Origin of the sequence: Hydrogenophaga sp. RWCD_12 (genome assembly GCF_046604225.1) — a bacterium.
Taxonomy (GTDB): Bacteria; Pseudomonadota; Gammaproteobacteria; order Burkholderiales; family Burkholderiaceae_C; genus Hydrogenophaga.
In genome coordinates, this window is sequence record NZ_JBKIXC010000001.1 from 520,487 (window position 1) to 534,099 (window position 13,613).

Here is a 13,613-nt window from a genome sequence, read left to right on the forward strand (position 1 = left end):
TGCGGCGGCTCAGCCCTTGCGCAGCAGCTTCTTGCGCACCAGCCCGATGTTGCTGCGCAGGGCGTACAACTCGTCGGTGTATGACAGGGGAACCACGACCTGTTCCACGCGCGATTCGAGCTGGTCGAGCTGTTCGAGCAGCTCGTCGACAGGCGCCGGTGCCTCTCTGGTGTCGGTGAAGCGTTGCTCGATGCTGCGCAGTTCGGCGTACCAGCGGAACACGCGCGAGCGGATGCGGAAGGTGTAGAGCGGCGGCAGCACGCGCGAGAGCGGCAAGGCCAGCGCCAGGATCAGGCCCATCGCCAGCCACATGCGTTCGACCAGGTTGGCCAGCCAGAACGGCAGGTATCGCTGCAGGAACGGCGGGCCGCTCTTGATCGCACGCACCGCTTCCGGCGAGATCGGCACCTCGCTGTGCTCCAGGCTCGGGTACTCGCGGGCCCGGTTGAACCAGCTGCCGCCGCTGTGCAGGCCGGTCGCCGTCTGTGCGAACAGCTGCAGGATGGCGGGGTGGGTCTTGGCACCGGCGAGCAGGCTGGTGGTTGATGCGACGAGGTGCATGTCGCGCTCCGGGATGTTCTTCGACAGGTCGACCACCCCCTGCGGCATCACGACCGGCGTGAGGTAACCGAAGCGCCGCGAATAGGCCTCGCTCTGCGTGAAGTCCAGCAGGCGCACGCCGGGCGACTGCAGCAGCATCTGCACCATCAGCGACTCCGGCGCGGAGGCAAACACCACCGCGTCGATCTGGCCGTCAAGGAAGGCGACCGTGGCTGGCGTCTGCTCCAGTTCGCTCAGCTGCAGCTGCTGCCGGTCGATGCGGTTGACGTCCAGCAGGGTCGAGAACAGGCGCGGCACGCCACTGCCGGGCGTGCCCACGTTGACGCGCCAGCCGGTGAGGTCGCCCAGCGACTGGATCGTCGGGCGCTGCTTCAGGCGCATCGCGGCGTCTTCGCGGTAGAACAGCCACAGCGGCTCGACGAACAGGCTGCCCAGCGAGGTGATGGACTCCTCGTCGTCGTAGCCGATGTCGGCACTGCCGCCCTGCACGAAGCCCAGGTCGGCCTTGCCCGTGCGCAGCAGTTCGAGGTTGGCCGAGGAGCCTTGCGAAGGCAGCAATTCGACCTGAATGCCGTAGCGTGCCAGTGCTTGCGCGTAGCGTTTGCCGAATTCGTCGTAGGCGCTTTGCGCCGGCCCGGTGGCGAGGATCACGCGCTTGGGCGGGTTGGGATCGAGCCACCAGTAGGCCAGCGCCAGCAACAGCAGGGTCAGCAGCGCGAACGGACCGAACGACGCCAGCAGGTCCCGCAGCGACAGCAGGGTGTAGCGGATGTGTTGGGGCATTCCGCTACCTTAGCATGGGAGGTTGTGCCTCCCGGAACGGGCCTCAGGCGTGCAGCCGGAACACCTTGACCGATTCCTGCATCACCGACGACTGGCTTTGCAGCGAGGCGGCTGCCGCGGCGAGTTCCTCGACCATTGCCGAGTTCTGCTGGGTCACTGCGTCGAGTTGCCCGATCGCCTGGTTGACCTGCGCCAACCCATGCGACTGCTCTTCGACCGCGCCCGAGATGTTGGCGATCAGGGCGTTGACCTGCCCGACCGCGCTCACCACATCACCCATGGTGTGACCCGCGCCGTTGACCAGTTCGCTGCCGCGGCGTACCTGCCCCGCCGAATCTTCGATGAGCTGCTTGATCTCGCGCGCGGCGGCCGAGGTCCGCTGCGCCAGGCTGCGGACCTCACTGGCCACGACGGCGAAGCCGCGACCCTGTTCGCCGGCCCGTGCGGCTTCCACCGCAGCGTTGAGCGCCAGGATGTTGGTCTGGAACGAGATCCCTTCGATGACCTGGATGATTTCCCCGATGCGGCTGGACGAGCGGCTGATGTCGCCCATGGTCTGGATCACCGCGCCCATCGCCTCGTTGCCCTGTTGCGCCACACCCGAGGCCTTCGCCGCCAGGGTCGTGGCTTCCCGCGCCGAGCTGGCGTTGTTCTGCACCGTGGCAGTCAGCTGCTCCAGCGAGGCCGCGGTTTCTTCCAGGTTGCTGGCCTGTGCTTCGGTGCGGGCCGACAGGTCCTGGTTACCCCCGGCGATCTCGCCCGAAGCCACCTGCACTCCCTCGACCTCGTGGCGCACGTCGGTGACCACGGCGGTCAGGTTCACGTTGAGCTGGTTCAGGGCCCGGGTGAGCTCACCAATCTCGTCGGCCTTGCTCGCCTCGCCACGCGCCGAGAGGTCGCCGGCCGCCATGCGGTTGGCCAGCCCCAGCACTTGCTGCACCGGTCCCACCAGCATGCGCTTCATGACCACAGCCGCCACCACCGACAGCACGGCCGTCAGCGCGAAGGCGCCGATCTGCACCACTTCGGGCATGCCCTCGGTGGCGCTTTCGATGAACTGCACGCCATATGCCAGCGCCAGTGTGATCAGCGCCAGCTTGCGGCCCAGCGTGGGCCGCGTCCAGTCGCGCCACTTGCCCCGCCAGCCGGTGCGCACCACGTGTCCACTTCGCAGCGCGATGGTGCGTCGCCCGGATTCGGCCTCGGCACGCATGCGCGCGTAGAGCGATTCGGCGGCCTCGACCTGTTCCCGCGAGGGTTTGGTCCGCACCGACATATAGCCCGTGACCTGTCCTCCCTCCATCATCGGTGTGGCATTGGCCATCACCCAGTAATGGTCGCCATTCTTGCGGCGGTTCTTGACCAGTGCACTCCACGGCGAGCCGCTCTGCAGCGTGGCCCACATGTCGCGGAACGCTTCTTCGGGCATGTCCGGGTGCCGCACGAGGTTGTGGGGCTGGCCGATCAGCTCCTCACGGCTGTAGCCGCTGACAGCCACGAAGTTCGGGTTGCAGTAGGTGATGCGGCTGGTCAGGTCGGTGGTCGAGACCAGGGTAACGCCATCCGGCATCACGAACTCGTGCTGGGTGACAGGCAGGTTGGTGCGCATGGGGTGGATCCGGGGGGAGTATTGGAAGACTTTCGTCAATCGGTTGCAGAACTTGATGCCGTTCGTCTCAATATGAGACCGCCCGGCTGGGAAGTCTGCGCGTTCATGGACATCTGGATCACCCGAGCAATGGCACCAATCTGCCTCTGTTCCCAGGCTCAAGGGGAAGAAACGATGTCCACCACGGTGTACGTCCCCTTGATCTGGTCGGCCCGGAAGCGGACCTTGTCGCCCACCTTCAGGCCGGTCAGCTGTGCCGGGTCCCTGAGCTGGAACACCATGGTCATGCCCGGCATGTCGAGGTTCGGAATGTCGCCATGTTTGAGCGTGACCTTGCCGGCCGCGCTGTCGATCTTGCGGATCTCGGCATCCACCTGGGGCAGGGACTGCGTGGGGGCTGTGGTCGCGAGAGGTGCAGCGTTCTGCGCCATCACCGGGGTGGGCGAAACGCCGGCCAGCGTGACCATCAGGCAGGGCACGGCGAGCAGGGTACGGATGTTTTTCATTGAAGGTCTCCTGGGTCAGCTGCGGAAATAGGAGCGGTAGACGCGGCTGCTGCCGTCGGCCATCACCAGCAGCACGTCGAACGGGTCCTTGCGGCCACCGTATTCCGGTCCGTCCATGCCGGGGCTGCCCACCGGCATGCCCGGCACGGCCAGACCGACTGCCCTGGGCTGCTCGGCCAGCAGGCGGCGGATGTCGGCCGCTGGCACATGCCCTTCGATCACGTAGCCGCCGATTTGGGCGGTGTGGCACGAGCCGAATTTCGCCGGCAGCCCCAGCCGTTGCCGGACCGCGGCATTGCCGGTTTCGAACACCTGGGTCTGGAAGCCGTCGCGCTGCAGGTGGGCGATCCAGTCCTTGCAGCAGCCACAGCTGGGGTCTTTCCAGACCTGGGCCACTGGCAGGGTGGCGGAGGGGGCGGCCGCGCGCGCCATCAGGGTCGTGGCGCCCAGCAGGGTGGTCGCGCCGATGAGCAGGGAACGTCGTTGCATGGTGTGCTCCTTGGGATGGGTCAGGGCTTGGGGATCACGCGCACGGTGCCGCGCATGCCGGCCTCGTAGTGGCCGGGGATCAGGCAGGCGAACTCGAAGTCGCCGGGCCGGTTGAAGGTCCAGGTGATGTCGCCGCGCTGGCGCGAAGGCACATGGGCCATGTAGGGCTCGTCGTGCTGCATGCCCGGGTGCTTCTTCATCAGTTCTGCATGGGCCTGCAGCTCGTCGCTGGTGCCCAGAACGAGTTCGTGCAGCACCTTGCCGCGGTTGGCGATGCGCAGGCGCACCGTCTCGCCTTCGCGCACCTCGATGTGCGATGGGGTGAACCGCATGTCGTCGCCCATGCGGATATCGATGCGCCGGGTCGCTTCGGCGGGAGCGGCGGCGATGCCCCAGGGCTTCTGCTCGCGCACCACCTCGGCGCTGGGCACTTTCGGGTGGGCGTCGCCGTGGGCGAGGGCGGACAGGGGCAGCAGCGCCGGTGTGGCGAGAGCCAACAGTTGGCGCAGCGCGTTGCGTCGGTGGATGGTGGTCGTCGGTTTCATGGGGCTGTTCAGTGGTTGTGTGCCGGACCTGGCTTGCGGGCGGTGGCATCCGCCGTGGTGCTGGCTGGGTGGGAGGCTGGAGTGCCAGGTGCCCGCGCAGCCTGAGCGGGCGCGGGCACCTCGCGGGCCTGTGTGCCGGGCGGCATGGCGTACCAGCCCGGATCGCTGTAGTCACCGGGCTTCTGCTCGGCGCGTACCTTGATCGTGCTGAACATGCCGCCCATCTCGATCGGGCCGAAGGGGCCGGTGCCGGTCATCATGGGGAAGGTGTTGTCGGGCAGTTCCATCTGCATTTCGCCCATGTCGGCCATGCCGCGTTCGCCCATGACCATGTAGTCGGGCGTGTGGCGCTGGATCTTCTGCACCAGGCCACGGTGGTCGACGCCGATCATGGTCGGCACGCTGTGGCCCATCGCACCCATGGTGTGGTGGCTCTTGTGGCAGTGGATCGACCAGTCGCCGGGTTCGTCCGCGGTGAACTCGATCTGCCGCATCTGGCCGACGCCGATGTCGGTCGTGACCTCGGGCCAGCGCGCGGTTCTCGGGATCGGGCCGCCGTCGGTACCGGTGACCTCGAACTCCATGCCGTGCATGTGGATCGGATGGTTGGTCATGGTCAGGTTGCCGATGCGCAGCCGCACCCGCTCGCCCAGCCGTGCCACCATCGGACTGATGCCCGGGAAGACGCGGCTGTTCCAGCTCCAGATGTTGTGGTCCAGCATCGTGTTGACCTGCGGCGTGCGGCTGCCAGGCTCGACGTCGAACGCGCTGAGCAGGAAGCAATAGTCGCGCTGCACCTCGGCGATCAGCGGGTGCTTCTGCCGCGGGTGGGTGATCCACAGTCCCATCATGCCCATCGCCATCTGCGTCATTTCGTCGGCGTGGGGGTGGTACATGAAGGTGCCGGGCCGGCGCGCGACGAACTCGTAGACGAAGGTCTTGCCGGGCGCAATCTGCGGCTGCGTCAGTCCGCCCACACCGTCCATGCCCGCGGGCAGGCGCTGGCCGTGCCAGTGCACGGTCGTGTGCTCGGGCAGGCGGTTGGTCACGTAGAGGCGCACCCGGTCGCCCTCGAGCACCTCGATCGTCGGGCCCGGGCTCTGTCCGTTGTAGCCCCACATGTTGACGGTGAAGCCAGGCGCCATCTCGCGCACCACCGGCTCCGCGACCAGGTGGAACTCCTTGACGCCGTCGTTCATGCGCCAGGGCAGTGTCCAGCCATTGAGCGTGACCACAGGGTTGTAGGGGCGGCCTGCGCCAGTGACCCCGGGCGGTGTCCAGGGAGCGGCGGTCTCGGCCGAGGTCTGCTGCACCGCCTCGGGAATGGCGGCCAGGGCGGCGCGGCCCACGCTGGCGGCGGCCAGAGCGGTCGCGGCGCCGGTGAAGAAGTGGCGTCGTTGCATGTCAGTGGTCCTTGGTCGGGGCGCCGGCAGCGGCCGACGGGGATGCTGCGCCCTGGCTGGCGCGGTGGGGGCCACCGGCAGCGAGCAGCTCCCAGTCCAGCAGGGCGGTCCAGTAGCCGTGGCGGGCTTGCGCGGCGGCGGTGGCGGCGGCCATGCGTTCGCGCGTGGCCTCCAGCAGGTCCCAGGTGCTCTGGAGCATGCCGTTGTAGCGCAGCTGGGTTTCCTGTTCCTGCGCCTCCAGCAGCGGCAGCAACACCGATTGCGTTTGCTGCGCCAGGGCATGCTGGTCCTGCAGGCGGCCCCAGGCCTCGCGGGCCTGGGAACGGCGTTCGGCGGTGGCGCGCAGCAGCGCGGCGGCGGCCTCGTCCGCTTCGGCCAGTGCGTGGTCGCGGGCGATCCCTGGATCGGTGATGTCGATGCGGCTGGCTGGCTGGCCTGTGGCGCTCAGTGACGCCAGGGCCTGCTCCCGAGCCTGTCGGGCCTGCACCAGCCGTCCGGCCGGCACCGCGGCGATCAGGCGGTCGGTGTCCAGGCGCTGCTGCGCCAGTGCCGCGTCGGCCTGGAGCACCAAGGTTTCCGGGTCGGCGGGCACGGCGGCTGCGACGCTGGCTGGCAGTGTCGGCACGTCGGCCGGGAGGCGGCGGGCGAGCAGAGTCAACGCATCGGCACTCATTGTTCCGATCTGGCGAGCCAGCGCTTCGCGGGCCGTGCGTTCGGCCTGGCGCGCCTGCAGCAGTGCGACGCTTTCCCTTGCCTGGGTGACCCGCTCACGCAAGCCGCGCGCCGCGCTCCAGTTGCCGGCCGCCACCATGCGGCGGCCCAGCTCGGCACCAGCCTCGGCGACTTCGCTGCGGGCTTCCTGCAGCCGCAGTACTTCGACCGCGAGCACGGCATCGAGCCATGCCTGCCGGACGCTGGTCGCCAGAGCCAGCTGCGCCTGGTGCCGTTCACGCTCCGCAAGCCGTTCGGGGCCGGCGGCAACGATCAGGTCGGGGCGCAGGGCCAGCGCCAGCCGCACGGCTTCGTCGACCAGCATCGGCCGATCCGGGCTGGAGGCAGCGTTTGCTGCTGGAAGGTTCTTGCGCTCCCAGCGCAGGATGTCGGCGTGGCCGCGCGGGAATTCACCCACGCGGTCCATTTGTTCGCGCCACACCGAGGCCGGATCTGGCGGCGCATCGGGGGCGGCCCAGGCGGGCGAGAGGGGGGCGGCCAACGCCATGACGGCAGGCCAGGCCCGTTTCCAAGAAAACATGGTTCATCTCCTGACTTCACAAACCGGTAAGCGCGCACGGCAGGGCCATGCGGACGCACCACGGGTGGGGAAGGTCAGGCGATGGGCGGCTTGCGGCCGGCGCGCAGCAGGGCGCTGGCGAAGAGCACCGGCCCGGTGCTCTGGCGCGCCTGGGGCAACGGCGCCTGCACCGTTGGCAGCGTTGGCGATGGTGCGAGCGCGGGGCCGTTGCAGACATCGCAGACCGCGTGCGCCACGGTACCGTCGACCCTGGCGTGGTCGCTGCCTTGGTCGGGCGAGGCCATGGGTGCCGCAGCCTGCAAGGCGTGGTCGGCACAGTGAGCCGCGGGGGATGTGGTCCCCGGGACGGCCATCGTCATGGCGTCAGCAGCCCAGGCACGCCAGGGCAGCAGGACGATCAGGAAGATGACGAACCAGCGGCGCATGGTTGGATGATACGTCCGGTGCCCGAAAGTTCAGGCCGGCACGGCTTCCAGCTCGCGCCGGGCCTCACGCACCACCGTCACGCCAGCGGTGAGTGCCAGCACCGCCATCACCGCGGCCACCACCAGGTCGGGCCAGGCCGAGCCGGTACCGAACACGCCCAGCGCCGCCAGCATCACGGCGATGTTGGACAGCGCATCGTTGCGCGAGCACAGCCAGACGCTGCGCATGTTGGCGTCACCCGTGCGGAACGCGTAGAGCAGCACCGCCACCCCGGCGTTGACGACCAGCGCCAGTGCGCCGACCAGGCCCATGGTCATGGGCTCGGGCACGGTGCCGCTGCGCAACACCCAGAAGGCCTTGCCAATCACGAACAGGCCATAGGCCGCCATCGACAGGCCTTTGACCATCGCCGCGCGGCTGCGCCAGACCACCGCCATGCCCAGCACCGCCAGCGACAAGGCGTAGTTGGCCGCGTCGCCGGCAAAGTCCACCGCATCGGCCAGCAGCGAGACCGAGTCGGCCTGCAGTCCGGCCGTCAGCTCGACCGCGAACATCAGGGCGTTGAGCACCAGAGCGATCCACAGCGCGCGGCGCCAGGCCGGGTTGGCGACGCTGTCGAGGGCGCGGGATTCGATGGTGCAGTGATCGTGGCATTCGCAGGACATGGACTTCTTTCGGCTGGAGGGGATTCGTGCCACCATTGGAAAGCTTCAAGTCACTTCAAGGTCAAGCCCATGGTTCTGGCGTCTTCTGCATTGCAATGGAAGATCGGCGAGGCGGCCCGCCGCAGCGGCGTGAGCGCCGCCAACATCCGCTACTACGAGCGCGAGGGCCTGCTGGCGCCGCAGGCGCGCAGCAGCGACAACGACTACCGGCTGTACAACGCCGACGATGTGCATCGGCTGCGGTTCATCCGCCTGTGCCGGGCGATGGACATGTCGCTCGACGAAGTGCGCACCCTGCTGGCGCTGGACCTGGGCCGCAAGGCCGACTGCTCGCGGGCCTGCGAGGTGCTCGACGAGCACCTGCGCCATGTGCGCGAACGGCTGGCCGAGCTGAGAGCGCTGGAGAAAGACCTGCGCGGCCTGCGCGAACGCTGCGATGGTTCCGACGACCACTGCCACATCATCGAAGCCCTGCACGAGCGGGCCGATGCGGCGGCGCTGGCGCCGGTCACGGCCGGGCCTCGCCGGCACGTGTGACGGTGGTCTGGTCCGCGCTCAGCGGGCCGCCAGCACGGCACCAGCCTTGTCGATCCACAGTTGCACGCTGTCGGCCAGGTCACTCTGGCTGAACGAGCAGCTTTCTTCGGCAAACAGCGCGCTGCTTTCCAGTCGGTCCAGCAGGCCGTTCAGCACCTCGGCGTAGCGAGGAGGAAGAGCGGCCAGCAAGGCTGTCTCACCGCGCGCGGCGGCAGAAAAAGCGTGCGGCGACAGCGCGCCGCTGCGCAGGCCGGCGAGCGCCTGTTGCAGAGCGCCAAGCCGGTCCCGGAGGTCCTGCGTCATGACCGTTCTCCTGTTTCAGTGGCCCAGGATTTTGGACAGGAAGTCCTTGCTGCGTTCGTTCTGCGGGTGGTTGAAGAACTCCTCGGGGGTGTTCTGCTCGACCACCTGGCCCTGGTCCATGAAGATCACGCGGTCGGCCACGGCCTTGGCGAAGCCCATTTCGTGCGTCACGCACAGCATGGTCATGCCCTGGTCGGCCAGGCCAATCATCACGTCCAGCACTTCCTTGATCATTTCCGGGTCGAGCGCCGAGGTCGGCTCGTCGAACAGCATGATCTTGGGTTTCAGGCACAGCGCACGCGCGATCGCCACGCGCTGCTGCTGACCGCCAGAGAGCTGCAGCGGGTACTTGTTGGCGTGCTCGGCGATGCGCACGCGTTCGAGCTGGTGCATGGCCTTCTCGATCGCCTCGTTGCGGGGCATCTTCGCGACCCAGGTCGGCGAGAGGATCAGGTTTTCCAGCACGGTCAGGTGCGGGAACAGGTTGAACTGCTGGAACACCATGCCCACTTCGCGGCGCACCTTGTCGATGCCCTTGAGGTCGTCGCCGATCACGGTGCCGTCCACGGTCAGCTTGCCCTGCTGGTATTCCTCCAGCGCGTTGACACATCGGATCAGGGTCGACTTGCCGGAGCCGGAGGGACCGCAGATCACGACCTTCTCGCCCTTGGCGAATTCCAGGTTGACGTCGCGCAGCACGTGGTAGCCATTGCTGGCGTACCACTTGTTGACGTTCTCGAAGCGGATGATGGGGGCTTCTTGTTGGCTCATGTTGGTTTCCTTGTCTGGTGCGGGCGTTCAGCGGACCTTGCTGACGGCGGTGCGCTGCTCGACCCAGAGGGAGTAGCGCGACATCGCGAAGCAGAACGTGAAATAGATCAGGGTGATGAAGAAATACGCCTCGAGCTTGAACGGGCGCCAGTCGGCGTCGGAGTTCAGCGCCAGCGCCAGCGCGCCGGTCAGCTCGTACAGCGAAACGATGGTCACCAGCGAGGTGTCCTTGAACATGCCGATGAAGGTGTTCATCAGTGACGGCACGACCAGCGACAGGGCCTGTGGCAGCACGATCTTGCGCTGCGTCTGCCAGTAGGTCAGGCCCAGCGTGGCGGCCGCTTCGGTCTGACCCTTGGGCAGGGCCTGCAGGCCACCACGCACCACCTCGGCCATGTAGGCGGCCGAGAACAGCGTGATGCCGACCACGACGCGGATCAGCACGTCGATGCTCACGCCCTGCGGCATGAACAGCGGCAGCATGAACGAGGCCATGAACAGCAACGTGATCAGCGGCACGCCGCGGATCAGTTCGACATAGAGCGTGCAGAGGGTCTTGATCGCCGGCATGGTCGAGCGGCGCCCCAGCGCGACCAGGATCGCCAGCGGGAAGGCCATCGTCATCGAGATCACCGTGAGCATCACGGTCAGCGGCAGGCCGCCCCACTGGTCGGTGGGCACCTCGGTCAGACCCAGCACGCCGCCCTTCATGAGCGTGAAGTACACGACCAGCATCACGGCCCACATCACCGGCAGCGTCCGGTTCCAGAAACGCGGCATGCAGCTGGCAGCGACCACCGCCAGCATCAGCGCGGTGGCGATCACCGGCCGCCAGTGTTCGACCAGCGGGTAGCGGCCCATGACAATCTGGCGTCCCTTTTCGGACACCACGCCCCAGCAGGCGCCAATGCCGCGCACGCTGTTGCACGCTTCGAGGTTGGCACCGAATACGGCGTGCACCACGGCCCAATTCAACGCGTGGTAGAGCGCGAACAGTGCCACGCTCAGCAGAGCCAGCGTCATCAGGCTGTTGAGCGGTGTCGAGAACAGGTTGGTCTTGAGCCAGGCGCTGGCCCCGGTGGAATTGCCCGGCATCGGGCGCGGCGAGATCGGTTGAAAAGTGGCTTGGTTCATGGTGCGCTCCTCAACGTTCGCGGATCGCCGCACTGGCGTTGAACCAGTTCATCAGCGCCGAGGTGATCAGGGACAGCGTCAGGTAGACCGCCATCACGATCGACAGCGCTTCGATGGCTCGACCGGTCTGGTTGAGCGAGGTCTGCGCAATCGACACCAGATCGGGATAGCCGATGGCCACCGCCAGCGACGAGTTCTTGGTCAGGTTCAGGTACTGGCTGGTCAGCGGCGGAATGATCACGCGCAGCGCCTGTGGCAGCACCACCAGCCGCATCGACTGGCGCTTGGTCAGACCCAGCGAGGCCGAGGCTTCGTGCTGACCGAGGGAGACCGAGGCGATGCCCGAGCGCACGATTTCGGCAATGAACGACGCGGTGTAGAACACCAGGCCGATCAGCAGGGCCATGAACTCGGGCGTGACGGCGGCGCCGTTTTCGATCTGGAAGTCACCGCGGGTCGGCAGGCTCCAGGTGGTCGGTGCGCCGCCGAGCAGCCAGCCAACGAGCGACAGTCCAACGATCAGGGCGAAATTGACCAGGAACACAGGGCGTTGTTGTCCGGTCTGGTCGAAGTGCCGGCGCGCCATGCGGCTGTAGAACCAGGCCGCGAACACGCCCGCCGCCCCACCCGCCAGCGCCAGGCTCTGGCCGGTGTGCCATTCGGGCCAGGGGAACGAAAAGCCGTTCTTGCTGAGGTAGAAATGGCCAAGCTGCCAGGCGTCTTCATAGGCCGGCAGCACTTCGGTGAACACGATGTACCAGATCAGGAGTTGCAGGTACACCGGCACATTGCGGAAGAACTCGACATACCAGTAGCAGATCTTGCGCAGCAGGAAGTTGCCGGAGAAACGGCCTACGCCGACCAGCGTGCCCAGCAGGGTGGCCAGCACGATGCCGACGATGGCCACCTTCAGGGTGTTGAGCAGGCCGATGGAAAAGGCTGTCCAGTAGTTGCTCATCACGTCGTACGGAATGAGCGTCTCGCTGATGTCGAAGCCGAACGGTTCGCTGAGGAAGTCGTAACCGCTCTGGATGCCACGTTCGCGCATGTTGGTCAGCGTGTTGCGCACCAACAGCGCCACAAAGCCGACCACCGAGAGCAGGGCAATGACTTGATAGAGGACACCGCGTCCTTCGCGGCTGTTCCAGGAAATGGATCGGCGGCGCCGGCCGGGTTGCGGCCGCGCTTCGATCATCGGACTTGTGTTCATGACGTCGGTCCCGATTCAGGATTCAAGAGGCGTAAAAAAACCGGCACAAGCACCTGGGGAATTCCTTCCACAGGCCACTTGTGCCAGTGTTCGTCCACGAAAGTGGAGAAAGATCAGCGCAGGGGAGGGGCGTACAGGAAGCCGCCGTTGCTCCACAGCGCGTTCTTGCCGCGAGGCAGGTTCAGCGGGGTCTTCGGACCAACGTTGCGCTCGAAGATCTCGCCGTAGTTGCCCACGGCCTTGATCGAGCGGGCCAGCCATTCTTTGTCCAGGCCCAGGAGCTTGCCCAGGTCTTCGGTGGAGCCCAGCATGCGGCCGACCTGCGGGTCGGTGCTGGTTTTCTGCTGGTCGACGTTGGCCTGGGTGATGCCGTATTCCTCGGCTTCGATCAGACCGTTGAGCACCCATTTGGTGATCGCGAACCATTCGTCGTCGCCGCGGCGCACCATCGGGCCCAGGGGCTCTTTGGAGATCAGCTCGGGCAGGATCACGTGGGCAGCCGGGTCCTTGGCTTCCTTGGCACGGGTCGAGGCCAGGCCGGAGGCGTCGGTCGTGTAGGCCTGGCAGCGGCCGGAGAAGTAGGCGCCGGTCGATGCTTCGAGCTTCTCGAACACCACAGGCTTGATGTTGAGCTTGTTGGCGCGCGAGTAATCGGTCAGGTTCTTCTCGGTCGTGGTGCCGGACTGCACGCAGACGGTGGCGCCCTTGAGCTGCTTGGCGCTGGTGATCTTGCCCTTGGGCACCAGGAAGCCTTGGCCGTCGTAGTAATTCACGCCGACGAAGTTCAGGCCCAGCGAAGCGTCGCGGGTGAGTGTGTTGGTGGTGTTGCGCGACAGCACGTCGACTTCACCGGACTGCAGGGCGGTGAAGCGCTGCTGAGCATTCAGCGGCACCCACTTGACCTTGGTGGCGTCGCTCAGCACGGCGGCGGCCAGGGCTTTGCAGTAGTCGGCGTCCAGGCCGGTCCAGTTGCCGCTGGCGTCTGCCTGCGAGAACCCGGCCAGGCCAGTGTTGACGCCGCAGATGACCTGACCACGGCTCTTGATGGCGTCCAGCGTCTTGCCGGCGTGTGCGGGCAGGCTGGTCAGGGCGGCCACGGCACCCAGGGACATCACGGCCAGTTTCAGGGAATTCATTTTCATCGGTCACTCCGGTTTGTAGGGAAGTTGTGAACAGACAGGGTCAGGGTGCACCGGATCGGGGCACCCCGCGCCCGCCGAACGAATGTATTCCCGCCCAGCAGGGCAGGACATCGGGGTTTACGTGGGAAAACTATGCGAAGAATGTATGGCCGCATCGTTTGCCGCTTGGGCCCCGGATCCGTGGTTTTTCATCAGCAGGTTCCATGCCAGCTGGCCGTGCTGTGGGCCGTCCCGCCAGCGACAAGTGTGCTTTCCTTTTCGGAGCACCCGAACGTAT

At 66.8% G+C, this 13,613-nt stretch carries 15 protein-coding genes; 1 reads left to right on the plus strand and 14 read right to left on the minus strand.

Translation table 11 applies throughout. The features are described from left to right. Positions 1-9 precede the first annotated feature (9 nt). The 9 genes from ACLIJ1_RS02500 to ACLIJ1_RS02540 all read right to left on the minus strand — a co-directional run bounded on the left by ACLIJ1_RS02500 (position 10) and on the right by ACLIJ1_RS02540 (position 8,239). Positions 10-1,344 carry a TAXI family TRAP transporter solute-binding subunit gene (locus ACLIJ1_RS02500; protein ID WP_411363899.1) on the minus strand — a complete coding sequence of 445 codons (1,335 nt, stop codon included), beginning with the start codon at positions 1,342-1,344 and terminating at the stop codon, positions 10-12. A gap of 43 nt (positions 1,345-1,387) precedes the next feature. Further along, complete coding sequence (locus ACLIJ1_RS02505) at positions 1,388-2,953, minus strand: methyl-accepting chemotaxis protein (RefSeq protein WP_411363900.1); 1,566 nt, start codon at positions 2,951-2,953, stop codon at positions 1,388-1,390. A 158-nt stretch (positions 2,954-3,111) separates the two neighbouring features. Then, positions 3,112-3,459 (minus strand): copper-binding protein, encoded by a 348-nt coding sequence (locus ACLIJ1_RS02510; RefSeq protein WP_411363901.1) that lies wholly within the window; start codon positions 3,457-3,459, stop codon positions 3,112-3,114. 15 nt (positions 3,460-3,474) lie between these two features. Further along, complete coding sequence (locus ACLIJ1_RS02515) at positions 3,475-3,948, minus strand: DUF411 domain-containing protein (RefSeq protein WP_411363902.1); 474 nt, start codon at positions 3,946-3,948, stop codon at positions 3,475-3,477. A 20-nt stretch (positions 3,949-3,968) separates the two neighbouring features. Then, positions 3,969-4,493, minus strand: coding sequence for a plastocyanin/azurin family copper-binding protein (locus ACLIJ1_RS02520; protein ID WP_411363903.1), 525 nt, complete (start codon positions 4,491-4,493; stop codon positions 3,969-3,971). Between the two features lie 8 nt (positions 4,494-4,501). Then, positions 4,502-5,896, minus strand: coding sequence for a multicopper oxidase family protein (locus tag ACLIJ1_RS02525; protein WP_411363904.1), 1,395 nt, complete (start codon positions 5,894-5,896; stop codon positions 4,502-4,504). A 1-nt stretch (position 5,897) separates the two neighbouring features. Continuing rightward, positions 5,898-7,148, minus strand: coding sequence for a hypothetical protein (locus ACLIJ1_RS02530; protein WP_411363905.1), 1,251 nt, complete (start codon positions 7,146-7,148; stop codon positions 5,898-5,900). A 74-nt stretch (positions 7,149-7,222) separates the two neighbouring features. Then, a complete protein-coding gene (locus tag ACLIJ1_RS02535) occupies positions 7,223-7,573 on the minus strand; it encodes a hypothetical protein (protein WP_411363906.1) in 351 nt (116 codons plus the stop codon). A gap of 30 nt (positions 7,574-7,603) precedes the next feature. Beyond that, on the minus strand, positions 7,604-8,239 hold the full coding sequence (locus ACLIJ1_RS02540; RefSeq protein WP_411363907.1) for a cation transporter: 636 nt from the start codon (positions 8,237-8,239) through the stop codon (positions 7,604-7,606). Positions 8,240-8,308: 69 nt separating this feature from the next. Between ACLIJ1_RS02540 and ACLIJ1_RS02545 the strand changes: the two genes are divergently transcribed. Next, positions 8,309-8,776 carry a Cd(II)/Pb(II)-responsive transcriptional regulator gene (locus ACLIJ1_RS02545; RefSeq protein ID WP_411363908.1) on the plus strand — a complete coding sequence of 156 codons (468 nt, stop codon included), beginning with the start codon at positions 8,309-8,311 and terminating at the stop codon, positions 8,774-8,776. 18 nt (positions 8,777-8,794) lie between these two features. On the opposite strand, the gene ACLIJ1_RS02550 is transcribed toward ACLIJ1_RS02545, so the two are convergent. The 5 genes from ACLIJ1_RS02550 to ACLIJ1_RS02570 all read right to left on the minus strand — a co-directional run bounded on the left by ACLIJ1_RS02550 (position 8,795) and on the right by ACLIJ1_RS02570 (position 13,330). Next, positions 8,795-9,079 (minus strand): hypothetical protein, encoded by a 285-nt coding sequence (locus tag ACLIJ1_RS02550; RefSeq protein ID WP_411363909.1) that lies wholly within the window; start codon positions 9,077-9,079, stop codon positions 8,795-8,797. Between the two features lie 15 nt (positions 9,080-9,094). Beyond that, positions 9,095-9,850, minus strand: a complete 756-nt coding sequence (locus ACLIJ1_RS02555; protein WP_411363910.1) for an amino acid ABC transporter ATP-binding protein — start codon at positions 9,848-9,850, stop codon at positions 9,095-9,097. 27 nt (positions 9,851-9,877) lie between these two features. Continuing rightward, a complete protein-coding gene (locus tag ACLIJ1_RS02560) occupies positions 9,878-10,984 on the minus strand; it encodes an amino acid ABC transporter permease (protein ID WP_411363911.1) in 1,107 nt (368 codons plus the stop codon). 10 nt (positions 10,985-10,994) lie between these two features. Next, positions 10,995-12,194 (minus strand): amino acid ABC transporter permease, encoded by a 1,200-nt coding sequence (locus ACLIJ1_RS02565; protein WP_411363912.1) that lies wholly within the window; start codon positions 12,192-12,194, stop codon positions 10,995-10,997. Between the two features lie 113 nt (positions 12,195-12,307). After that, positions 12,308-13,330 carry an amino acid ABC transporter substrate-binding protein gene (locus tag ACLIJ1_RS02570; RefSeq protein WP_411364771.1) on the minus strand — a complete coding sequence of 341 codons (1,023 nt, stop codon included), beginning with the start codon at positions 13,328-13,330 and terminating at the stop codon, positions 12,308-12,310. Positions 13,331-13,613 lie beyond the last annotated feature (283 nt).